This is a genomic window from Microbacterium mcarthurae (assembly GCF_046064585.1).
In the GTDB taxonomy this organism is placed as follows: Bacteria; Actinomycetota; Actinomycetes; order Actinomycetales; family Microbacteriaceae; genus Microbacterium; species Microbacterium mcarthurae.
The window spans coordinates 493,959-515,935 of sequence record NZ_JAROCE010000002.1; the positions used below are offsets into that span (position 1 = coordinate 493,959).

Genomic DNA, 21,977 nt, shown 5'->3' on the forward strand with positions numbered 1-21,977 from the left:
CCCCGCGCCGCCCCGGGCCGAACCCGGCCCCCGCGCCCCGGCTCGAACCCGGCCCGAACCCAGCGCGAAAGCCCGGATGCGCGCCTCACCCCTCAGGCGTCGGCGAACGTCAGGAACCCGGTGACGATGAGCTCGCGCACCCGCGGGAGGATGTCGGCGCGGAGCTCGTCGGCATCCACCTCGAGCAACTGTGCGATCGCGCCGACGAGAGCGCCCACCGGCAGGTCGCCGTCGCAGGCCCCGACGAGCGCGGCGAGCGCGGAGTCCACCTCGATTGTGCGGGCGAAGCCGCCGCCCTGGCGCAGCTCGATCACCGAGGGCGACTCCTCGCCGGGGCGGTGGTGCCGTGCCTCGGTCACGTCGGGCGCGACACGCAGAATGGCGGATGCCAGCCCCTCGTCGTCGAGCATCGCGGCGCGGTCGTGGTTCTCGAGGCACGCCGCGAGGTGCGGTCCGAACACCGATTCGCCGCCACCGGCCACGCGTTCGTACCGCGCGAGCGTCGGGGCACCGGCGAGAGGACGCCGTAGCAAGACGTAGCCGAAGCCGATGCCGGTGACCCCGCGCGCCGAGAAGTCATCGAGCCACGCGTCGATGAGACGCGCGTACGCGGGGGTTCCCGGGACGGTGCCCCCGTCGCGCACCCACAGCTCGGCGTACGCGAGGGGGTCGAGCACTTCGCGTTCGATGACCCACGCATCCCACGACGGTCCGACCCATTCGCGCACCCGGTCCAGCCCCGACTCGCCGTCGCGGTACTCCCAGTTACCCAGGGACTGCGCGACCCCGCCCGGCGCGAGGTGCGCGCCGACGCCCGCGATGACCGAGGCAACGAGCGCGTCGCCCTCGAGACCGCCGTCGCGGTATTCGTATGCCGGCACGCCCGCGACGCGCGGGGTGATCACGAACGGGGGATTGGATGCCACCCGGTCGAACACCTCGCCGTCAACGGGCTCGAAGAGCGAACCGAGCCGCGTCTCGATCCCGTCAACGTCGTTGAGCAGCGCATTCAACCGGGTGAAGCGCAGCGCGCGCTCGGAGATGTCGGTCGCGATCACACGGGGAACCAGCCGTCGCAGACGGAGGGCCTGGATGCCACAACCCGTGCCGAGGTCGAGTGCGGTTCCGCCCCGCCAGGTCACCTGCAGCCGGGCGAGGGTCTGCGAAGCGCCGCCCACGCCGAGGACGTGGTCTTCGGGCAGCGGCCCGCCGAGCGCGGCCTCGTCGAGGTCGCTCGCGATCCACCACTCCACCTCGCCCTCGGCGTCGGCGAACGGCTGCGGGCGCACGAGCACCGTCGGGGCGACGCGGTCGTCGTCCACCCGGGCCAGTCCGAGCGCGACGGCACCCTGGACGCCGAGTGACGGCAAAGCAGCCTCCGCGTCCGGCCGGGGAACAGCGACCCCCAGGCCCCACAGCCGACCCAGAACCGCAAGAGCGTCGCGGCGACCGTCGAGAACTCTCTCCGCGGGCCCTCGGAGCCCGCGGGCCACGGCGTCGTCGGCCTGGACGCCCCAGGCGTCACGCAGCGCGGCACCCGTGAATCCGGCGGAGCGCAGATCGTCGGCGAGGGCTCGGCACAGGGTGGGGTCGGGTTCGGGGAGCACCGGTCCATTCAACCGTCTGCGCGAGGCTATCGGGGGGCTCGAAGGTGCGCGGGCCTAGACTCGTCGCGGTGCGAGGCCCCCTCGCCCGACCGACGCTCGTATGACCGTGACCTCTCTGCCCTCGGGCTCACCCGTGCCGCGGCGCCCCCTCACGCGCCGGTTGCTGGCGACCCTCGCGGCGGCCGCGCTCGCCATCGGGCTGGCCATCCCGGGCGCTTCCCACGCCGCCCCCTCGACGCCGTCGCCTTCCGCGAGCACGACGCCGCCCACGCTGTCCGCGGCACCGGCGGGCAATGGCATCCTTCGCCCCGGTGAGCCCCTCACCGTCCTGGCCACACTCGCCAACCCCGCCGCGGCGCCCGTCCCGCCCGTGTCGGCGACCCTGTCGATCGGCACCGCCCCCCTCGCCGATGACGCCGACCTCTCGCGCTGGCTCGAGGGAGACGCGTCCGGGATCGCGTTGCAGCAGATCGCGACGGGGACGGTGGATGCCACGGCCTCGGGCGCGCAGACGTCGCTGTCGTTCACGGTCCCCGGGACCGACGCCTCGCTCGCCGGCCGCGGTCCCGGCGTCTACCCCGTGCTCGCGCAGACGAACGGGGGGGTACCGCTCGCTGCGCGGACCGTCGTCGTGATCCCCGCGGACGGGGCCGCCACGGCACTCGCGTTGATCGTGCCCATCACGACGGCTCCGCGAACGAGCGGTCTGCTCACGGCCGACGAACTGGCCGACCTCACCGCCGTGGACGGCGCGCTGTCGGCGCAGCTGGACGCCGTCGACGGCTCCCTCGCGACCCTCGCGATCGATCCCGCTATTCCCGCCGCGATCCGCGTCCTCGGCTCTGCGGCACCTCCGACGGCGGTCGCGTGGCTGCAACGGCTGCTCGCCCTCCCCAACGACCGCTTCGCGCTGCAGTTCGGCGACGCCGACCTCGCCGCTCAGATCCGCTCCGGAGTGACGACGCCGCTCACGCCCACCTCCCTGCGGGCCTACATGTCCGCGGCCGACTTCACTCAAGCGCAGGCCACGGCCACACTCCCCACCCCGGCACCGTCGCCGTCCCCCGGTGCGCCGTCCTTCCCCGACCTCGCCACGCTGCTCGACATCGGCCCCGCAGACGCAAACGTGTTCTGGCCCGCGACGGACTCGGTGGATGCCGGGACCGTGGCCGCTCTGGGCGCTCTGAGCAGCGACGGCGACCCCGCCCGCGTCCTCGTGGCCTCGAGCAACCTCACCTCCCCTCCCGCGAGCGCCGCGTCCACGGTGGCAGGGGTTGCGACGACGGTCTACGACGCCGAGGTGTCGGCCGCCCTCACTCGTGCCGCCGGCGAGAACGACAGCGCACGACGGGGAGCGGCCCTCGCCGCGGCGTCGGGTCATCTTGCCTTCGCCCGCACGGGAGACGCCGACCGTCCGGTCCTCGCGGTGCTCGATCGCGGCACGGATCGCTCTCGCGTGAGCCTGCGCGCGGCCCTGGGGCTGGTGGCATCCACCCCCGGATTCACGCCGTCGACCCTTGCCGCCCTGGCGGACGCGCCCGCCGCGGAGGTGACGCTCGGTGAGGCCGCGACCGACGACGCGCGCGCCGCAGACGTCACGAATCTCCTCGCCGACGAGCAGGTGATCGACCGCTTCGCGACCGTGCTCGACGAGCCGGAGCTGCTCACCGGGCGTGAGCGCGCCGAGGTGCTGCAGGTGCTGAGCGTGTCGTGGACGGGGGATGCCGCCCGCACGGCCATCGCAGACCATCGCGCGGACACCCAGACGACGTTGGACTCCGTCGGCATCCTGTCCTCCGACTTCCGGCTCGTGAGTTCGAGCGCTCCGCTGAGGCCATGGGTGCGCAACGATCTTCCCTGGCCGATCTCGGTCGTGCTGCGTGCTCAGCCCGACGATGCGCGACTGCGCGTGCAGGCGAACACCGAGATCGATGCCCAGGCCTCGGCGAACACGCGCGCCGAGGTGCCCGTCGAGGCGCGTATCGCCAACGGGGAGGTCGGCGTCGCCATGCAGCTCTACAGCCCCACGGGCGAGCCGATCGGCGCGCGCCAGAGCGTGCAGGTCGAGGTGCGCGCCGAGTGGGAGAGCATCGGGCTCTTCGTCATCATCGGGCTCGTGGTGGTGTTCCTCAGCGTCGGCGTAGTGCGCACGATCGCGCATCGTCGGCGCGCGCACGCGGAGGAATCGGCCCCCGAGACGGATCAGGAGATCAGGACGTGAGCAGTATCGGGCGGGCCAGCGTGCTCATCGGGGCGGGGACCATCGTCTCGCGCGTGAGCGGTCTGGTGCGCACGATCGTGCTGGTCGCGGCGATCGGCTCGATCAGCGGTGCGGGCGACGCGTTCGCTGTCGCGAACCAGCTGCCGAACAACATCTACGCGATCATCTCGACCGGTCTGCTCACCGCGGTCGTCGTGCCGCAGATCGTCAAAGCCGCGGCACACGCCGACGGCGGCCAGGCCTTCATTTCGAAGCTCTTCACCCTCGGAACGGTCGGCTTGCTGGGGGCGACCGCACTGGCGATGATCGCCGCGCCGCTGCTCGTGCAGGTGTACGCCAGCCGGTTCACCCCCGACCAGCTCGCCCTGTCGACGGCGTTCGCGTACTGGTGCCTCCCGCAGGTGTTCTTCTACGGCCTCTACGCGCTGCTCGGCGAGATCCTCAACGCGCGGCGCGTCTTCGGGCCCTACACGTGGGCACCGATCGTGAACAACATCGTCTCGATCGCGGGCTTCGGCCTGTTCATCCTGCTGTTCGGGGGCCCGCAGACCCTGGTGGATGCCTGGACCCCGGGGATGATCGCCGTGCTCGCCGGAACCGCGACCGGCGGAATCATCGTGCAAACGCTGGTGCTGCTGTTCTTCTGGCGCCGGGCGGGCCTCGCCCTGCGTCCGGACTTCCAGTGGAGGGGCGTGGGCCTGCGGCACATCGGTCGGCTCGCCGGGTGGACGTTTCTCATGGTGGTCGCGGGTCAGCTCGCGGGCGTGGTGCAGTCGAACGTGCTCTCCGGAGCGTCGGGGGAGGACCCCGCGATCTTCGCGTCGCAGAACGCGTGGCTGCTGTTCATGCTGCCGTACTCGATCATCGTGCTCTCGATCGGGACGCCCTACTTCACGCAACTCAGCGAGCACGCCGCTGCCGGCCGAGACGACGACGTCCGCGCCGACATCTCGCGCAGCATCCGCACCCTGGGGTTCTTCATCGTCGCGGCCACCGCGGCCCTCGCCGTCGCCGCCGTGCCCGCGAGCCGCATCTTCACCAACGGTCCCGAGCAGGCCGCGGCCGCCGCTCCGGTGCTCCTGTGCTTCCTGGTGTGCCTCGTGCCCCTCGCGGTGCTGTTCGTCGTGCAGCGCACGTTCTACGCCTACAACGACACCCGCACGCCGTTCTTCTTCACGCTGCTGCAGTGCGTGCTCGTCGCCGGCGGCGCGCTCGGCGCGGGGGTCGTCCTCGAACGCGGAGAGCTGGCCGCGGGGGTCGCGCTCACGCAGTCGATCGCCAGCATCGTGCAGGTCGTGGTGGCCACCGCGCTGCTGCACCGTCGACTGTCCGGCATCGGAACGGCCTCGTGGATGCGCGCCCTCGTGATGTTCACGCTCGCCGCCCTCCCGGCCGCCGCCGCCGGATTCGGCGTCCTCCTCCTTCTCGGGGGTCCCGGTGGATGGACTTCGGACAGTGCCCTCGCGGGCGCCGTCGGAGCCGGGATCATCGGCTCTGTCGTGCTGGCGGTGTACGTCGGCATCCTCGCCCTGTTCCGAACGCCCGAGCTCGCGCCCGCGCTGGCCCTGGCTCGACGCCTCCTCCCCAAGCGCTAGACCCCGCTCAACGGAATACCCCGGGGCTAGCATGGGTTTCATCCGACGGAATCAACGAAGGGAACGCGCCACCGTGCGTCACGTCATCATCATCGGATCGGGCCCGGCCGGGTACACGGCCGCCATCTACGCCGCCCGAGCGAACCTCGAACCCCTCGTCGTCGCGAGTTCCGTCGAAGCCGGCGGCGAGCTCATGAACACCACCGAGGTCGAGAACTTCCCCGGCTTCCCCGAAGGCATCCAGGGTCCTGACCTCATGGCCAAGATGCAGGCCCAGGCCGAGCGTTTCGGCGCCGAAGTGCTGTACGACGACGTCGTGTCGCTCGAGCTCGACGGGCCCGTCAAGAAGGTCACGCTGGGAAGCGGGAAGGTCCACGAGGCTGCGTCGATCATCTACGCGACGGGGTCGGCCTACCGCAAGCTCGGCCTCGAGGGCGAAGAGCGTCTTTCGGGCCGTGGCGTCTCCTGGTGCGCCACGTGCGACGGCTTCTTCTTCCGTGAGCGCACGATCGCTGTCGTGGGCGGCGGCGACTCGGCCATGGAAGAGGCGAACTTCCTCACCAAGTTCGCCTCCAAGGTCTACGTCATCCACCGCAAGGACTCGCTGCGCGCCTCGAAGATCATGCAGGAGCGCGCCTTCGCCAACCCGAAGATCGAGTTCATCTGGAACAGCGAGGTCGCCGACATCCTGGGCGACGAGGCCGTGAACGGCCTGCGCCTGCGCTCGACCGTCGACGGCTCCGAGCGCGACCTCGAGATCGAGGGCCTGTTCGTCGCGATCGGCAACGACCCGCGCACGCATCTCGTGCACGACAAGCTCGAACTCACCTCCCAGGGCACGATCTGGGTCGACGGTCGCTCCTCGCGCACGTCGGTCGAGGGTGTCTTCGCCGCTGGCGACGTGATCGACCCCACCTACCGCCAGGCCATCACGGCAGCCGGCAGCGGCACCGTGGCTGCGCTCGACGTGGAACACTTCCTCGCCGGACGCGGAGAAGCGGGCGAGCCCGCCGTTGCCGACAGCCCCATCGAGGGACTGCCCGACGCTGCTGTCGTCTAAGGAATAGACCTGCGCCCATCGGGGTTTCACCCGGTGACGCTTTCACCTAAGGAGAAATGCACATGACCGCCAAGGCGACGACCAGCGCGACCTTCGAGCAGGACGTCCTGCAGGCCGAAGGACCCGTCCTCGTGGACTTCTGGGCCGAGTGGTGCGGACCGTGTCGTATGGTCGCCCCCGTCCTCGACGAGATCCAGTCCGAGAACGCGGACAAGATCACCGTCCTCAAGCTCAACGTGGACGAGAACCCCGACCTCGCGATGAAGTACCAGATCACCTCGATCCCCGCGATGAAGGTCTTCCAGGGTGGTGAGGTCAAGACGACCATCATCGGCGCCAAGCCCAAGTACGCCCTCGAGGCCGACCTCAAGCCGTTCCTCGGCTGACGATCGCTTCGCTGAAAGCCCCCGGCATCCTCACGATGTCGGGGGCTTTCGCTGTGTGTGGATGCCATCGCCCTACGCGAAACGGCCGTTGCTGAATCGCTCGGGAGGGGATGCGAGCGGCAGGGGCTCGAGCCGCCCCGATCGTCCGCGCTCCGTGCGTCAACGAGACGTGGTTGTCATGCATCTTGCTGCCCTGACGGCGCCGACGTGTGTTGCTGCACCCCGCCGGCCACATGCCTGTGTGAGGGCCCTAGGAGGCGTCCAGGCGCACGGAAGCGTCCCACCGACGGTGAGGCTCGTCGTCACCGAGAATGCGCCACACGGCGCGCGTGAGAGCCGGGTAGTCGAGAGCGATCTGGCGTAGGACGCGGTAGTTGCGTGAACGGTTGGGACGGACACCACCGTTCTCGGCGATGTTCTCCGCCCGAAGCGTGAGGACCACCAGTTCGTCGACGCTCGGCAGGTCGTCCATGAACTCCCACGGGTCTTCTCCGCCACGAAGGCGCTCATGAATGAGGACGGCGAGTTCATCGGAGGCTTCCGCTCGCAACAGCTCGAGACTGGCGCGGCGGCGAGGGCTCTGGTCGTTCGCGGTCACCAATCAAGCCTACGTCGGCCTTCCGACACCGGCACGGCCGGGGAGACCCGGCCGTGTCTGCCGACCGGAGAAAGTCCGGCCGTCAGCCGGTGTAGCCCTCTTCTCCGAGCACCGCGAGGATCCGATTGAGATCCTGGATAGTTGCGAAATCTATGCTGATCTGGCCTTTTCTCGCGGTCAAAGAGACTCGCACCTTGGTATCAAACCGATCGCCGAGGCGGTCGGCGATGTCGTCCAGACCCGAACGCCGCGACCCGGCCTTCGGCTTCTGACGAACCGGCGCCACGCCGGGCATCTTCGCCGCGGCCTCGGCAGCGCGCACCGACAGGTCTTCGTTGACGATCTTGTCCGCGAGCTTCTGCATCTCACGCGGGTCGTCGAGAGAAAGGATGGCACGGGCGTGGCCGGCGCTGAGCACCCCCGCCGCCACACGTTGCTGCACGGGAACCGGGAGTTTCAGCAGACGGATGGTGTTGCTGATCTGCGGACGGGAACGTCCGATCCGCGTCGCGAGCTCCTCCTGCGTGATTCCGAAATCCTCGAGAAGCTGCTGGTAGGCCGAAGCCTCTTCGAGAGGGTTGAGCTGCGACCGATGCAGGTTCTCGAGAAGAGCGTCGCGAAGGAGGTACTCGTCCTCCGTCTCGCGAACCACCGCGGGGATCGACGTCAGGCCCGCCTCGCGCGATGCGCGCGTGCGTCGCTCGCCCATGATGAGCTCATAGGTGCCATCGCCCTTGTCTCGCACGACCACGGGCTGGAGCACACCGAATTCGCGCACCGAGTGCACCAGTTCGGCGAGATCTTCCGGATCGAAGTGCGTGCGCGGCTGACGTGGGTTCGGCACGATCGACGCCGGGTCGATATGCACGAGACGTGCGCCCGGAACCGAAACGAGCTCCGTCGCCTCGACGTCTTCCGTCTCCGTTGCAGAAGCGCGGGCTTTCGAGCGCGACATCTTGGTCGACCCCTCGGATGCTGCGGCGCCCGGGAAGAAGACATCGACGGGGCGTGCCTCGGTCGATTCCGCGGTGGGGATAAGGGCACCGATGCCGCGGCCCAGTCCGGTTCTCTTGGCCATCAGTCTTCCTTCATGGTGGTGTCTCGGCCCACGATCTCGACCGCTGCCTCGCGATAGGCGATCGCTCCCGCTGAGTGGCCATCGTAGGCGATGACCGTCTGTCCAAAGCTCGGCGCCTCCGACACGCGCACAGAACGCGGGATCACCGTGCGCAGCACCTCGTCGGAGAAGTGCTCTCGCACCTCATCGGCGACCTGCTGAGCGAGGCGCGTGCGCCCGTCATACATCGTGAGCAGAATCGTCGAGACATGCAGCGCCGGATTCAGGTGCTTCTGGATCATCTGTACGCTTCCGAGCAGTTGACTCAGGCCTTCGAGCGCGTAGTACTCGCACTGGATAGGGATGAGCACCTCGTCGGCGGCCGTAAACGCGTTGATGGTGAGCAACCCCAGCGACGGCGGGCAGTCAATGATGACGAAATCCAGATGGTTCGCCTCGTCCGCGAGGTAGTCTCGCAGCGCGCCCCGGAGACGGTGCTCGCGGGCCACCTGTGAGACGAGCTCGATCTCCGCTCCCGCGAGATGGATGGTGCTCGGAGCGCACAGGAGGTTGGGGGACTCCGGGCTCGTCTGGATGATGTCCGAGAGGGGGAACTCGTCAATCAGGACGTCATAGATGCTGGCGGTGTCCGCGTTGTGAGGAACGCCGAGCGCCGTCGAAGCGTTGCCCTGCGGATCCAAGTCGATGACCAGGACCTTCGCCCCCAGCGAGGCGAGAGCGGCAGAGATGTTGACGGCCGTCGTGGTCTTCCCGACGCCACCCTTCTGGTTCGACACCGTGAACACGCGGGTACGCCCCGACAAGGTCACCTCCACAGCCTCCAGTGCTCGGCGCCTGGCCGAAAGATCGGCGAGCTCTCGTGCAATGGGGGAGTCCTCGAAGGAGGGGGAGCCGGACGACGCACCGGACTGTTTCACGTGAAACGCGCTCCTTCATCTCCGGGGACAACGTTCCCAGTCTACGTGTCACCCCTTCCTTCGTGGGGATCGTGGGAGGCGTTCTTCCCCCGCGGGATGGTCGCCGCCGGTGGGGCTCACGAAAACGTCCCCGTGCACTGCACCGATCACGGCTCGTCGTCCGACTCGACACGTTTCTCAGCACCCGGGAAATACGGATAGTGCACCCCGCTCCGGGCGTGCGTGTAGCGCGTCACGCACGACCGCCGCCCCTCGCGACCGCCTCAACACCGCACTCCTGCGACAGCCTCAAGGCCCCTGTGGCGCGATGGCACGCCCCCGTCGCCCCGCACCGGCGAGTGTTTCACGTGAAACACCGCGCGCATGCGGCCTCCGTCCGCTGGGCCAGAACGACGCCCGTTACGCAGTGCCGACGTGCCGCACGGACGCTCTCACGCCGCCGCGGGCAGGAGCGCCACGAGACCCATACTGAGCGGGAATGGCGACGGTTCCGACCACGCGGGGGTAGGCGTGTCCCGGGCGGTCGAGGGCGAGGGGCGGGGTGTTCCCCGAGGCGCACACCACCTGGCTCTCGTAGCGACGCACGCCCGGACTTCTGTATCGGCAGCTCTGTTTCACGTGAAACCTCGCTGGAGGGGCGTGCGCCACCTGTTCACTGCGCCTGCTCCGCAACGCTCGCCTTTCGCGGGGTATCCAGGAGCGGAACCCGAACTGACAGGGGTGGCGCCGCTGGTTCCCCGACGCGCCTGCTCCTGACACACGCGACGGTCTCCGCCGCACCTCGGCGATGCATCTCGCGTATCCGACCGAGCGGCGGCGGGGATGCATCTCTCGCCGCGCCGCTTGCCTCCGGGCAGGGCCCCGGCTCCCACGCTCTGCCCAGAAATGGGCGCACCGCGCGCGTGATGTTTCACGTGAAACACACCATCACGGTGTCCGACCCATGCATCTCCCCGCACCTTCAGCTCGCTTTCCTCATCTCGGGAACTGCGCCCACGCTCCACGCCGGGGGGAGTCGAATCCGACTACGGGATGCCACAGGCCGCCAGACGCTCAGCTCGGCCGAGCGCCGCCGTTCGAGAGGCGGGGACGGACCGCTGTATTGCACTGCCTGATGCGTATGGGGGAGCGGGGCATTCCGTCGCGGCACGACGGCGCCACTTTGCGCGGGGAATGCACCTCTCACGCCTGACAAGAGGGGGGCGCACAACACCGCCTCACGGACCGGCGGTCGCGATCCGGCACTCCGCGATGCTGATCACAGCCGCGGCCCGCACCGTGGGGGTGAGCAGCGCCGCCCGCGAATCGGCCCCGCAGACCGTGAAGTCGCCGGTTCCATGATTCTGCCGCGCTATCGCTGCGCCCGCGGTCCATCCGACTCGCCCGCGGCGGACCCCGTTCGGCCTGACTCACGGACACGCCCGCGAAGGTGACGATGATGCGCGGGTCCCTCCGACACCGCGTAAAGCATCACATCACGCCGCGACTAGACCTTCGCCTCAGCGAGCTCAGATCGCGGCGGCTGACAGTGCACCTCTGCGGGGAGTTGCACTGCGACGAAAGGTTCCACGTCGAGACCCCCGCGGGATCCTCGCTCGGCTCGGCCGGTGCCCGCCCGCCGTTCGCGCGCTGCGTCGTCGCGGGATGCGGGCGATGTGTTTCTCACCGGGTGGGCGCGAGTCGTGGCCGCACAGTGCTCTTCTGGCGCAGCCCCGCCGCATGTTTCCCGTGAAACGGGTGATCGGCGTGGGCTGTGGCCCGGTCCGCCCCGCTTCCGGATGTTCGACGTAAAGCCGGTGATCGGCGGGGTGCTGGCCCGGTCCGCCCTACTTCCGGATGTTGGCCGTGGAACAGGTGCCTGGCGCGAATGCCCGAGCGGTTCGCCCCTCTTCCGGATGTTCCACGTGAAACGGACGACTCGCGTGGATGGCGGTCCGGTCCGTTACCTCCGGATGTTCCACGTGAAACGGACGACTCGCGTGGAGGGCGGTCCGGTCCGCTCACTTCCGGGGTTTCCCGTGAAACGCTCGACTCTCATGGGTGCGGGGCGCCCCGCTTCCGGATAGTTCACATGACGCGCCCCCCCCCCCGCGACGCGAGGTGCCCCGCACGTACAGCGGTTACGGCGGCACATCCACTCGGCGGAGCTACCCGCCTCGTACCCTCGCCCCATAGGCGCCCTCACCATCAACCGAGGACGACGCCCATGCGTCGCTTCCGATCGAGGACTCGTCATCCACCGACGCAACAGATCCGCGGGGGAGCGGGGTTCGCGATCGCCGGCGGAGATCGGAGGTTCGGTCGAGCCTTCCTTGGCAAAACCGCCCACCGCGGATGATCTCGCGTGCCCGTCGAGATGCAGACGAACGGAAGTGACCGTCCACCGTGCCCGCGGGGGGACACCGCATGTCATACGTACACCGGTCCAGGCCATCTCCCCCTTCGTGCCGAGCGAGCCGTGGGGCGGGTGTTCCCCGCACCGTGTGACATGGGGGGCGCACCTGAAGGCCCCCACCGGCAAGCTGTAAACTCCCTCAGCGATTGCCCGGTCGTCCCGGTGCGACACAGCCCCGCCCATCACCGGGAACCTCACTCCAGGTCACACGTGTCATCCCCATTGCATCGAACCCACACCGCCGCGCGCACCTGCGCCGTGATCGCGAAAGCTGCCACCCGGCGCCAATCGACAGAACGTGTAACGCGGCGCGGGCAACGGATGCCACGCTGGAGCATCGACGATCGCAGTCAGCGTCGCTCAGGCCTCGCGCCCCAAGCCTCCTTCGGCGCGGAAGAGCATGCTCTGAACGCCGGCCGTCGACGTCGAGGACACGTGGTTCCGTGAGACTTTTGTGCTCACGCGGCTCTCCTCCTCCCGAGAAGGTCGACCATCTCTCGACATTCTCGACGACGCCGCCTCAGTCATCGCACCGGCGTCCCGCGGGGGAGCGATGGAGCTCCGCCATCCATCCTCCCGACAGGGTGCACGTTTCACGTGAAACCCGACAAAGCGACGATCGCGTCCTCTTCCAGGGCAGAGCATCGCTCGCGCGCTGCTGTTCGCGATGAGCCCGCAGTGCCCGTCCCCTACGAATGATCGCGACCCCGGAACCTCACCGCAGAAGGCGGTCGATGAACTCGTCGACAGCCAGGTCGACGGTCAGTCCGGTATCGAGGGGCACGGTGAGGTGATCGAGCATCAGTCCGTCGATGGCGTAGTGAAGGAGTGCGATCTCGGTCCGTCCGCCCGGAAGGTCAGAACGTTCAGTGAAGGCGACGTCCTCGTGGAAGGCCCGCCGTCTCCACGCCCCGAGCGCCTCGGCAACGGCAGGACGCCGCGCAGCCTCCAGACGCAGCTCGAAGAGCGCGCGCGATACGTGAGGATCCGCACGAAGTCGCCGAACGACATCGTGCACATACTCGGCGAAGAGCTCACGGTCGGCGACCCGCGAGGCGCGGGATGACACCGCCTCGGGGTCAGGAATGAGTCGCTCGCCGATGCGGTCCACGAGGGCGGAGATCAGGTCGTCACGAGTCGGGAAGTAGTTCGAGGCCGTGCCACGCGGTGTTCCGGCGGCAGTGTCGACAGCCCGGTGGGTGAGGCCGCGCGCGCCTTCCTTCGCCAGCACGATAATGCCGGCGTCGGCAAGAGCGACGCGGCGCTGGTCATTGCGAGCCATGCCCCCATGCTAGCCAAACCACGACGGGTGTAGTGCTTTAACCACGACAGGTGTCGTGATGGGGGGATCGGTATGAGAAAGCTCGTGTACTACGTCGCTGTCAGCATCGACGGATACATCGCCGACCCGAGCGGTGGGTTCGATGCGTTCCTCGTCGACGGCGATCATGCACAGGTCGTCTTCGGTGAGTACGCGGATGCGCTGCCCACGCACGCCCACAGGGCGCTGGGAATCGCACCGCCCGGAACGCGATTCGACACCGTGCTGATGGGGTGGAACACGCTCACCCCGGCGCTGAATGCGGGGATTTCCAGCCCGTACGCCCATCTGCGTCAGGTGGTCGCCAGCCGCAGCCCGCGTGACGTCGATTCGAACATCACCCTCACCGACAACCCGGTTGCCATGGTCCGGAGCCTGAAGCGAGAGGACGGTCTCGACATCTGGCTCTGCGGTGGCGGCTCGCTCGCGGGCACACTCCTGCCCGAGATCGACCACCTGGTCCTCAAGCGGAATCCGGTCGTCTTCGGCTCCGGCATCCCGCTGTTCGGCCGCGCACCGTACGAACCGCGTTCGTTCACCGCGACCCGGACTCGCTCCTTCGAATCGGGCGTGGTGATCGAGGAGTACGCCTCCCGCGGCACAGCGTGAGCACTGTACTCACCATCGAGCGATGACTCGGAGGAGATCGAGGGATCCCCCGACGCGGCTAGCGTGTCACCGTCGCGGTCAGAACACGCGTGGGTTCCGCGACGACCCCCTCGCCGACGACGTGGATCTCCACGTTCGCGACACCGAATCGACGGATCTGCTTCTCGGCGGCATCCACCTCGGCCGCAACGTTCGCACCCTTGAGGTAGGCAAGCCGGCCCCCGACCCGGGCGAGCGGCGCAGTCCACGGAATGAGGGTGCGCAACGCACTCACGGCCCTCGCCGTGACGACGTCGAAGACACGCCCCTTCGCCCACTCTTCCGCGCGCAGGCGTTCCACGATGACGTTGTCGAGGCCGAGAGCTTCCACCTGCTCGGTGAGCCATACCGTGCGCCGCTCCATCGGCTCGATGAGCGTGAACTCCACATCGGGGCGCGCGATGGCCAGGACAAGGCCCGGCAGGCCGGCCCCGGAACCGACGTCGGCGACCCGACCGGTGAAGAAGGGGGCAGCCACCGCGCTGTTGAGGATATGCCGTGACCACAGGCGAGGGACCTCGAGTGGTCCGATCAGCCCACGCTCCTCGCCATGCGCCGCAAGCGCCGCCGTGAAGCGACGAGCCAGATCGATACGGTCGCCGAACACCGGCGCGGCGGCATCCGGTTCCGTCTCGAGTTCGTCGATCACGAAGGTCAGCCGCGCCGCAGCACGGTGTGCCGGTCGGCGCCCTCGCCGAACGACTCGGAGGCGTACCCACGATCTGCCGCGATGTCGTGCACGAGCTTGCGTTCGTAGCTCGACATCGCGGGGAGCGACGCCTGCGAAGCGCCCTCATCGAGCCGCTGGATCGCACGATCGACGAGGTTCTCGAGCTGTCGCTGGCGCGCATCGCGGGATCCGCCGATGTCGAGGATCAAGCGGGAGAACCGACCCGTCGAGTTCTGTACCGCCAGTCGGGTCAGTTCTTGCAACGCCTGAACGGTGTCGGGGTGCGACAGCGTCGACAGCGCGGAGGAGTCGTCCGCCTCCACTGACACGTACGCGCGCCCGGCACGGACATCGAGGGCGAGATCGCCGTCGATGTCAGCGATGTCGAGAAGACCTTCGAGGAAGTCGGCCGCGATATCGCCTTCCTGCTCGAGCTGCTCGTCAGTGGCGGGGTTCTGATCGGTCGCGATCTGCTCGGACGTCGTCATTATGGTCTCCGGGTCGTCAGGAGGGGGTTTCGGTGCCGGGTTTCGCCGACGTGCGCGGTGCCGGGCTCGAGCCCTTGCCGGACTGCTGCTGCTTCTTCGCCCGCTGCTTGCCCACGGGCTGCTGGCGCTTGGGCTGTGCGGCGCGTGCACGCTCGGCTTCCTCGAACAGGCGCTGCTGCTCGGCCTGGTACTTCTCGAGCGGAACGACCTTGCCGTTGGCGTCGATCGCCTTGCCCTTGCGCGCGAGGCGCTCCTCGCGGGCCTTCGCGGCATCCGAGCCGGGAGTCGGCATCTCCCGGATGACGACGAACTGCTGCACCATCGTCCACAGGTTGCTGACGAACCAGTAGATGACGACACCGAGCGGGAAGAAGACACCCGAGAAGATGAACGCCAGCGGAAGAACGTAGAGCATGATCTTCTGCATCTGGTAGGCCTGACCGGTCTTGGCCTCCGGCGACAGGTTCTTCGAGATGATCTGCAGCTGCGTGAAGAACTGCGACGCGATCATCAGGACCACCAGGGTCAGCAGAATCGCGACGGTGACCTGACCGTCGGGCTGTCCCCACGCGGTCACGAGGTTCACGTGCATGGATGCCACGTCGAACAGGCGTGCATCATAGAACTCACGGGTGAGCTCCGGGGTGAGCAGGCCCACGCCGCCCTGACCGCTGTTGGCGTGCTTGGACACGTCGTTCAGCACGCTGAAGAGCGCGAAGAAGATCGGCATCTGCACGAGAAGCGGGAGGCAGCTCGAAACCGGGGTGGTTCCGTGCTTCTTGTAGAGCGCCATCGTCTCGCGGCTCATGGCCTCGCGAGAGAGCTGGTCCTTCTTGCCGCGGTACTTCTCCTGCACCTTCCGCAGCTCAGGAGCGATCTCCATCATCTTGCGCTGGCTCTTGATCTGCCGCACGAAGAGGGGGATGAGGGCGGCACGCACGACCAGCACGAGGCCGATGATGGACAGCACCCACGTGAGACCAGCGGCCGGCGCCATGCCCACGGCGGTGAAGAGCGCGTGCCAGCCGACCAGCACGAGCTCCACGGCCCATTTCAGGGGCCAGAGGACGATTCCAATGAGATCCGGCACGGATCAGTCCTTTCGGGAGGGCACGACGAAGCCGTGCGGAGTGAGTTCGTGGCGGAAGGCGCGGTGCGGACGGACATCGTCGATGCCTCCCTGGGCCCAGGGGTGGCAGCGGGCGAGGCGGGCCACGGTCATCGCGGCTCCTTTGACGAGTCCGTGCTGCTGCACGGCGCCCACCGAATAGGCGGAGCAGGACGGGTAGTACTTGCAGACGTCGCCGTAGACGTGCGAAATCGTGGCCCGGTACGCGTGCAGAAGCGCAAGACCGGCGTTCCGGGGGAGGAGGGGGAGGGATGCCATGACGGTGTCCCACTCGAGGTGGCCAGCGCCCGTGGACGACGTGGGGAGGGTCGAGGCGCTCACGCGGCAGCCCTGCGTTCCAGGCAGCGAACGACATCCGCCCGGAGATCGGCGTAGTCGACGGTGGCGGCGGACGGAAGGGCGCGGATGACGACCGAGGCGCCCCCGCGAACGAGCGGGAGCGCCTCGGCGCACACCGCCTTGAGGCGGCGGCGAACGGTGTTGCGTGTGACGGCCGAGCCGACCTGGCGGCTCACGATGAAACCGAAGCGCGCGGGACCCTCGTCCGGCACGCGGCCCACATAGGTCACGGTGTGCGCACCGGCACACCGAGAACCCCGACGGACGGTGGCTTTGTAATCCGATCCGCGGGTGAGTCGGTTCGGCTTCGCGAGCACTAGGTGGGTCAGGCCGAGAGCTCGGTGCGGCCCTTGGCGCGACGCGCCGACAGGATCGCGCGGCCGGCGCGGGTGCGCATGCGGGCGCGGAAACCGTGCTTCTTGGCGCGGCGGCGGTTGTTGGGCTGGAAGGTGCGCTTGCTCATGGGTCACTCCGGAGGTGATGTCGCCCGATGCTCTTCTGCCGGGGGACGTGGTCGGGACTGCCGTGTAGGCATAAGTCAACCGACTAAGGCTACGTCGCGCACGACGTTAACTCAAACCGAGAGCGCGACCGCTCATTATCCCCAAGCGTCGTCCACACCCGTGGCAAAGACACGCGAGCGCGTTCTACAGTTGATTTTGCTCCGTGCGGACCGCGAACTAGCGTGTCCCCGGAAGTTATCCACAGGTTCGGCGCGATGTACGTCGATAGCCGCGCGCCGAGATCCCGGAGGGGATATGTCACTGCACCAAGTACCGGATGTTCCCGTCTGGTCCGCCGTGCTCGACCATCTCCTCACCGATGACCGCGTCACTCCGCAGCTCCACGGATTCCTGAACCTCGCCGTTCCCCAGGGTGTCATGGGCGGCACGCTCTATCTCGACGTGCCCAACGATCTCACGGCAGCGCAGATGAACAAGCGCATGCGCGCACCTATCCTCGAAGCACTCACGCAGGTGCAGGGTGTCGACCCCGAGGTCAGCAACTTCCGCGTCGTGGTGAATCCCGACCTGATCGAATCGCACCGGTCCGCGCCGGCATCCGAGGAGCGTCCCGCACCCGCTGCTCCCGCGACGAACTCGCCGATGCCCGAGCAGGCGCCCGAGCCCATCGTCCCGGCATCCCGGAACGACACCCGACTGAACCCGAAGTACACGTTCGACAACTTCGTCATCGGCCAGTCCAACCGCTTCGCCCACGCCGCCGCGGTCGCGGTCGCCGAGGCACCCGCGAAGGCCTACAACCCGCTGTTCATCTACGGCGACTCGGGTCTGGGCAAGACGCACCTTCTGCACGCCATCGGTGACTACGCCGCGAGCATGTACGCCGGTATCCGCATCCGGTACGTCTCGAGCGAAGAGTTCACGAACGACTTCATCAACTCCATCGCGAACAACCGTGGTTCGGCGTTCCAGGCGCGGTATCGGGATGTCGACATCCTCCTCATCGACGACATCCAGTTCCTGCAGGGACGAGCCGAGACGCAAGAGGCGTTCTTCCACACCTTCAACACGCTCCACGACCACGACAAGCAGGTCGTGATCACCAGCGACCTGCCGCCCAAGCAGCTCACGGGCTTCGAGGACCGCATGCGCAGCCGGTTCGAGTGGGGCCTGATCACGGATGTGCAGGCTCCCGACCTCGAGACGCGTATCGCGATCCTCAGGAAGAAGGCGCAGAGCGAGCGTCTGCTGATCCCCGACGACGTATTGGAGTACATCGCGACGGTCGTGTCGTCGAACATCCGCGAACTCGAGGGCGCTCTCATCCGCGTCTCGGCGTTCGCGAGCCTCAACCGCTCGACGCTCGACATGTCCCTGGCTCAAACCGTTCTGCGCGACATCATCGACCAGGACGACGCGAACGTCGTGTCGCCGACCGACATCATCACGGCGACGGCGCAGTACTTCAAGCTGTCCGTCGACGATCTCTACGGTTCGAGCCGATCACAGGCCGTCGCCACGGCGCGGCAGATCGCGATGTACCTGTGCCGCGAGCGGACGAGCCTGTCACTGCCGAAGATCGGGCAGCTGTTCGGCAATCGCGACCACACCACGGTGATGTACGCCTACAAGAAGATCAGCGACCTGATGAAGGAGCGTCGATCCATCTACAACCAGGTCTCCGAGATCACCACGCAGCTGGGCCGCATGCGCTGAGCAGCCGCGTCAACAGAGGGGTTCGTCCGTATCCGCGGACGAACCCCTTCGTCGTTTTCGCGGCTCTACGGGGCGGACATCGCCCCTCACGGGGATGTTTTCACCCGGTTCTACACAGTGTGGACAACCTGTGGATAACTCGAAATCTCTGCGGAGGAGTTGTGAACGACACGCCTCTCCCTGTGGAGGAAGCCTCGAACCGACGACCGCTGTCGTCTGTTAACTGCCCAAGCTCTCCGCAACACGTCCACAGGTCACAGACGTGTGGTTCCCTTCTGTTAACACGCATCGCAAGAGTTATCCACACTCTCCACAGCGGTTAACAAGATGAAGATCCCATTGATGAGTTAACAGAGATCCGATGACCTCGAGGGGTCGAGGTGGGGCGACATGTGCCGACACGGTCGGGCACTAGCATGGGTAAGCCATACCGCCGTCAAGGGAGCGCCCGTGAAGTTTCACGTCAATCGCGATGTCTTCAGCGAAGCCGTTTCGTTCGTGGTCAAGCTCCTGCCACAGCGCAACCCGCAGCCGATCCTCGCCGGGGTCCTCATCGAAGCGGGCGAGCAGGGTCTGACCCTCGCCGCCTTCGACTACGAGGCGTCGGCGCGCACGACCATCGAGGCCACGGTCGACGAACCGGGCACGATCCTCGTCCACGGCCGTCTTCTCTCCGACATCGCCAGCCGGCTGCCGAACGCCCCCATCCAGATCACGGTCGATGACGATGGCGGCATCCTGCTCACGTGCGGCTCCGCACGGTTCACGCTGGCGTCGATGCCGGTGCAGGAGTACCCCGCGATTCCCGAGGTCAGCGGAGAATCCGGTCTCGTCCCGGCCGACGACTTCGCCACCGCGATCGCTCAGGTGGCGTTCGCTGCGTCGCGCGACGACGTCACACCGGTGCTGACCGGTGTTCAGCTCGAGGTCACCGGCACCCAGCTGAGCCTCGTCGCCACCGACCGCTACCGCGTCGCGCTGCGTGAGATCCCGTGGGACGGCGGAGCCGCGGCATCCGACGAGCCCACATCCGCGCTGGTTCCGGCCCGCACGCTGCAGGAAGTCGGCAAGACCTTCGCCCACGGCGGCGACATCTCGATCGCGTTCTCGGGGTCGGGCGACCGCGAGATCATCGCGTTCTCGTCCGGCAACAAGACGGTGACGTCGCTGCTCATCAAGGGCAACTTCCCGCCGGTCCGCCGTCTGTTCCCCGCGCAGACCGAGCACCACAGCGTCGTCAACACGGCCGAGCTCGCCGAAGCGGTCCGCCGCGTCGCGCTCGTGCTCGACCGGTCCGCACCGCTGCGGTTCACTTTCGGTCCCGACGGGGTGTCGATGGATGCCTCCGGCACCGAGCAGGCACGCGCCACCGAGTCGGTCGACGCGACGCTCGCTGGCGACGAGGTGACCCTGGGTCTGAACCCGCAGTACCTGCTCGAGTCGCTCGGCGCGGTGCGGAGCGAGTTCACCCGCATCACGTTCACGTCGAGCGACAACGCCAACAAGCTCAGCCCCGTGCTCATCACCCCGCAGACCTCGGTCGACAAGGGTGGCGAGGGCTCGTTCAAGTACCTGCTGCAGCCGAACCTGCTGCTGCGCTGAGCGGGGTCCGACCCGGCGGATGTCGGGGCCGGCGGGTAGTCTGACCCGGTGATCGTGGAGCAGCTGGGACTAACGGACTTCCGCAATTACGCGGCCGCCGACGTCTCCCTCTCCACGGGGGCCAACCTCTTCGTCGGGCGGAACGGACAGGGCAAGACGAACCTCGTCGAGGCGGTCGCCTACCTCGCGACACTGGGGTCGCATCGTGTCTCGAGCGACGCCCCCATGGTGCGCGACGGTGCGGATGCCGCGATCGTCCGTGCGCGGCTGGCACACGGTGACCGCAGTGTGCTGCTCGAACTGCAGCTGAACCGGCAGGGGTCGAACAAGGCGCGTGTCAACGGCGTCAATGTGCGCACGGCAGAGCTGCCGCGGTACGCCCAGGTGGTGCTCTTCGCGCCTGAGGACCTGCAGATCGTGCGTGGCGATCCCTCCGCGCGACGACGCTTCGCCGATCAGCTGATCGTTCAGCGGTCGCCGCGTCTCGCGGGCGTTCTCGCCGATTACGACCGGGTGCTCCGCCAACGCACGGCTCTGCTGAAGTCCGCGCGGGCCCGCGGGGTCCGGGGCGACGCCCTCGGCACCCTCGACGTGTGGGACGACAAGCTCGTCGCCCTCGGCACCGAGGTGATCGAGGCGCGTCTGGCGCTGGCATCCGATCTGTCCTCTCCCGTGGCCGAGGCGTACACGGCTATCGCCGGAGCCGACCACGACCCCCGTCTGCGCTGGGCGCTGTCGGTGGTCGGGGGCGACCCCGAGGAGGGCGACGCGATCGCGGGGGCGGGAGCTGCCGGTTCGCTGGCGGAGCAGTTCCGTTCGGCACTGGCCGCGCGGCGGTCGATGGAGCTCGAGCGCGGGCTGACCCTCGTCGGTCCGCACCGCGACGACCTCGTGCTCGAGGTCCGCGGGCTGCCGGTCAAGGGGTACGCCTCGCACGGTGAGTCGTGGTCGGTCGCGCTGGCGCTGCGGCTGGCATCCGCCGAGCTGCTTCGCGCCGAGTCGCGGCTCGGCGACCCCGTCCTGATCCTGGATGACGTCTTCGCCGAGCTCGATGCCGGCCGTCGCACGCGCCTGGCCGAGCTCGCGGCCGGATACGAACAGGTCATCGTCACGTCCGCGGTCGAGGAGGACGTGCCCGAGGGGCTCCGTGCGCACGTCGTTCGCGTCGAGGCCGGACGCATCAAGGATGCCGATGAGTGACGAGTCCGAACTGCCCGAGACGATGGCGACGTATCTGCGTCTGCGCGGGCTCGAGCCGTCGCCCTACCGCAAGAAGAAGCGCCGGCGCCGGGCCGATGACGGCGACAACGCCCCCTTCGCTCCCGGACGCGACCCCCGCGGGCTGGGCGACGTCCTGTCGGCGCTCACCCATTCCGCGGGGTGGGAGCCGCAGCTCGCGCGCGAAGACCTCGTCCGCACGTGGCACGACGTCGCCGGCGCCGACACCGCTGCGCACACGCGTCCGGTGGCCCTGGATGCGGGGATGCTGACGGTCCAGGCCGACTCGACGGCGTGGGCGAAACAGCTGCAACTGATGCGCGCGCACATCCTGTCGGAGATCATTCGTCGCTTCCCGGAGGCGGGGGTCGAATCGATCCGCTTCATCGGGCCGGACGTCCCCTCGTGGAAATGGGGGACGAGAGCCGTTCCAGGCCGCGGCCCGCGCGATACCTACGGCTAGGCCATGGTCGGGGTCGGTTCGCTCCGATTTCTCCCCTCCTAGGGGCGTACACACCGTGTTGG

20 protein-coding genes are annotated in these 21,977 nt (G+C 68.2%); 9 read left to right on the plus strand and 11 right to left on the minus strand.

Features of this window, described 5'->3' with window-relative positions:
- Positions 1-92 precede the first annotated feature (92 nt).
- A complete protein-coding gene (locus P5G46_RS08930; protein WP_408905504.1) occupies positions 93-1,607 on the minus strand; it encodes a DUF7059 domain-containing protein in 1,515 nt (504 codons plus the stop codon).
- Between the two features lie 100 nt (positions 1,608-1,707).
- Between P5G46_RS08930 and P5G46_RS08935 the strand changes: the two genes are divergently transcribed.
- From P5G46_RS08935 to trxA, 4 genes are all read left to right on the plus strand, one after another.
- On the plus strand, positions 1,708-3,828 hold the full coding sequence (locus P5G46_RS08935) for a DUF6049 family protein (RefSeq protein ID WP_408905505.1): 2,121 nt from the start codon (positions 1,708-1,710) through the stop codon (positions 3,826-3,828).
- Positions 3,825-5,423 (plus strand): murein biosynthesis integral membrane protein MurJ, encoded by a 1,599-nt coding sequence (gene murJ / locus P5G46_RS08940; protein WP_408905506.1) that lies wholly within the window; start codon positions 3,825-3,827, stop codon positions 5,421-5,423. The genes P5G46_RS08935 and murJ overlap by 4 nt, the downstream gene beginning before the upstream one ends.
- Before the next feature lie 73 nt (positions 5,424-5,496).
- The gene (trxB, locus tag P5G46_RS08945; protein ID WP_239276317.1) at positions 5,497-6,483 is read left to right on the plus strand and encodes a thioredoxin-disulfide reductase; all 987 of its coding nucleotides are present in this window, start codon (positions 5,497-5,499) and stop codon (positions 6,481-6,483) included.
- Between the two features lie 62 nt (positions 6,484-6,545).
- The gene (gene trxA, locus P5G46_RS08950; protein WP_239276318.1) at positions 6,546-6,869 is read left to right on the plus strand and encodes a thioredoxin; all 324 of its coding nucleotides are present in this window, start codon (positions 6,546-6,548) and stop codon (positions 6,867-6,869) included.
- Positions 6,870-7,119: 250 nt separating this feature from the next.
- Here trxA and P5G46_RS08955 read toward each other — a convergent pair whose 3' ends face one another.
- From P5G46_RS08955 to P5G46_RS08970, 4 genes are all read right to left on the minus strand, one after another.
- Positions 7,120-7,467, minus strand: coding sequence for a tryptophan synthase subunit alpha (locus P5G46_RS08955; RefSeq protein WP_239276319.1), 348 nt, complete (start codon positions 7,465-7,467; stop codon positions 7,120-7,122).
- An 82-nt stretch (positions 7,468-7,549) separates the two neighbouring features.
- Positions 7,550-8,545, minus strand: coding sequence for a ParB/RepB/Spo0J family partition protein (locus P5G46_RS08960; RefSeq protein ID WP_408905507.1), 996 nt, complete (start codon positions 8,543-8,545; stop codon positions 7,550-7,552).
- Positions 8,545-9,462: a ParA family protein gene (locus P5G46_RS08965; RefSeq protein ID WP_408905508.1), complete on the minus strand. Its 918-nt coding sequence runs from the start codon at positions 9,460-9,462 to the stop codon at positions 8,545-8,547. The genes P5G46_RS08960 and P5G46_RS08965 overlap by 1 nt, the downstream gene beginning before the upstream one ends.
- A gap of 3,110 nt (positions 9,463-12,572) precedes the next feature.
- Positions 12,573-13,139, minus strand: coding sequence for a TetR/AcrR family transcriptional regulator (locus P5G46_RS08970; RefSeq protein ID WP_375095011.1), 567 nt, complete (start codon positions 13,137-13,139; stop codon positions 12,573-12,575).
- Positions 13,140-13,211: 72 nt separating this feature from the next.
- Between P5G46_RS08970 and P5G46_RS08975 the strand changes: the two genes are divergently transcribed.
- Positions 13,212-13,787, plus strand: coding sequence for a dihydrofolate reductase family protein (locus P5G46_RS08975; RefSeq protein WP_375095010.1), 576 nt, complete (start codon positions 13,212-13,214; stop codon positions 13,785-13,787).
- Between the two features lie 58 nt (positions 13,788-13,845).
- On the opposite strand, the gene rsmG is transcribed toward P5G46_RS08975, so the two are convergent.
- The 6 genes from rsmG to rpmH are packed head-to-tail and all read right to left on the minus strand — an operon-like array spanning position 13,846 to position 16,915.
- Positions 13,846-14,472 carry a 16S rRNA (guanine(527)-N(7))-methyltransferase RsmG gene (gene rsmG / locus P5G46_RS08980; RefSeq protein ID WP_408905625.1) on the minus strand — a complete coding sequence of 209 codons (627 nt, stop codon included), beginning with the start codon at positions 14,470-14,472 and terminating at the stop codon, positions 13,846-13,848.
- Between the two features lie 8 nt (positions 14,473-14,480).
- The gene (locus P5G46_RS08985) at positions 14,481-14,984 is read right to left on the minus strand and encodes a Jag family protein (protein WP_374204593.1); all 504 of its coding nucleotides are present in this window, start codon (positions 14,982-14,984) and stop codon (positions 14,481-14,483) included.
- 16 nt (positions 14,985-15,000) lie between these two features.
- Positions 15,001-16,074 carry a membrane protein insertase YidC gene (gene yidC / locus P5G46_RS08990; RefSeq protein WP_375095009.1) on the minus strand — a complete coding sequence of 358 codons (1,074 nt, stop codon included), beginning with the start codon at positions 16,072-16,074 and terminating at the stop codon, positions 15,001-15,003.
- A 3-nt stretch (positions 16,075-16,077) separates the two neighbouring features.
- Entirely contained in the window at positions 16,078-16,434 is a 357-nt protein-coding gene (gene yidD, locus P5G46_RS08995; RefSeq protein WP_408905509.1) for a membrane protein insertion efficiency factor YidD, read from the minus strand.
- A complete protein-coding gene (gene rnpA / locus P5G46_RS09000) occupies positions 16,431-16,769 on the minus strand; it encodes a ribonuclease P protein component (RefSeq protein WP_375095007.1) in 339 nt (112 codons plus the stop codon). The genes yidD and rnpA overlap by 4 nt, the downstream gene beginning before the upstream one ends.
- An 8-nt stretch (positions 16,770-16,777) precedes the next feature.
- Positions 16,778-16,915 (minus strand): 50S ribosomal protein L34, encoded by a 138-nt coding sequence (rpmH, locus tag P5G46_RS09005; RefSeq protein WP_022879826.1) that lies wholly within the window; start codon positions 16,913-16,915, stop codon positions 16,778-16,780.
- Between the two features lie 295 nt (positions 16,916-17,210).
- On the opposite strand from rpmH, the gene dnaA reads away from it, so the two are divergent.
- The 4 genes from dnaA to P5G46_RS09025 all read left to right on the plus strand — a co-directional run bounded on the left by dnaA (position 17,211) and on the right by P5G46_RS09025 (position 21,915).
- Positions 17,211-18,632 (plus strand): chromosomal replication initiator protein DnaA, encoded by a 1,422-nt coding sequence (dnaA, locus tag P5G46_RS09010; protein ID WP_239276326.1) that lies wholly within the window; start codon positions 17,211-17,213, stop codon positions 18,630-18,632.
- Positions 18,633-19,082: 450 nt separating this feature from the next.
- A complete protein-coding gene (gene dnaN, locus P5G46_RS09015; RefSeq protein WP_239276327.1) occupies positions 19,083-20,234 on the plus strand; it encodes a DNA polymerase III subunit beta in 1,152 nt (383 codons plus the stop codon).
- 48 nt (positions 20,235-20,282) lie between these two features.
- A complete protein-coding gene (recF, locus tag P5G46_RS09020) occupies positions 20,283-21,434 on the plus strand; it encodes a DNA replication/repair protein RecF (RefSeq protein WP_239276328.1) in 1,152 nt (383 codons plus the stop codon).
- Positions 21,427-21,915, plus strand: a complete 489-nt coding sequence (locus P5G46_RS09025; protein ID WP_239276329.1) for a DciA family protein — start codon at positions 21,427-21,429, stop codon at positions 21,913-21,915. Before recF ends, P5G46_RS09025 begins: the two co-directional genes overlap by 8 nt.
- Positions 21,916-21,977 lie beyond the last annotated feature (62 nt).

Excerpts from the sequence above, each read along its gene's own strand:
- P5G46_RS08970 (WP_375095011.1), bottom strand. The coding sequence starts at position 13,139 with ATGGCTCGCAATGACCAGCGCCGCGTCGCTCTTGCCGACGCCGGCATT.
- P5G46_RS08975 (WP_375095010.1), top strand. The coding sequence starts at position 13,212 with ATGAGAAAGCTCGTGTACTACGTCGCTGTCAGCATCGACGGATACATC.
- rpmH (WP_022879826.1), bottom strand. The coding sequence starts at position 16,915 with ATGAGCAAGCGCACCTTCCAGCCCAACAACCGCCGCCGCGCCAAGAAG.
- trxA (WP_239276318.1), top strand. The coding sequence starts at position 6,546 with ATGACCGCCAAGGCGACGACCAGCGCGACCTTCGAGCAGGACGTCCTG.
- P5G46_RS09025 (WP_239276329.1), top strand. The coding sequence starts at position 21,427 with ATGAGTGACGAGTCCGAACTGCCCGAGACGATGGCGACGTATCTGCGT.
- P5G46_RS08935 (WP_408905505.1), top strand. The coding sequence starts at position 1,708 with ATGACCGTGACCTCTCTGCCCTCGGGCTCACCCGTGCCGCGGCGCCCC.
- P5G46_RS08960 (WP_408905507.1), bottom strand. The coding sequence starts at position 8,545 with ATGGCCAAGAGAACCGGACTGGGCCGCGGCATCGGTGCCCTTATCCCC.
- P5G46_RS08985 (WP_374204593.1), bottom strand. The coding sequence starts at position 14,984 with ATGACGACGTCCGAGCAGATCGCGACCGATCAGAACCCCGCCACTGAC.
- dnaA (WP_239276326.1), top strand. The coding sequence starts at position 17,211 with ATGTCACTGCACCAAGTACCGGATGTTCCCGTCTGGTCCGCCGTGCTC.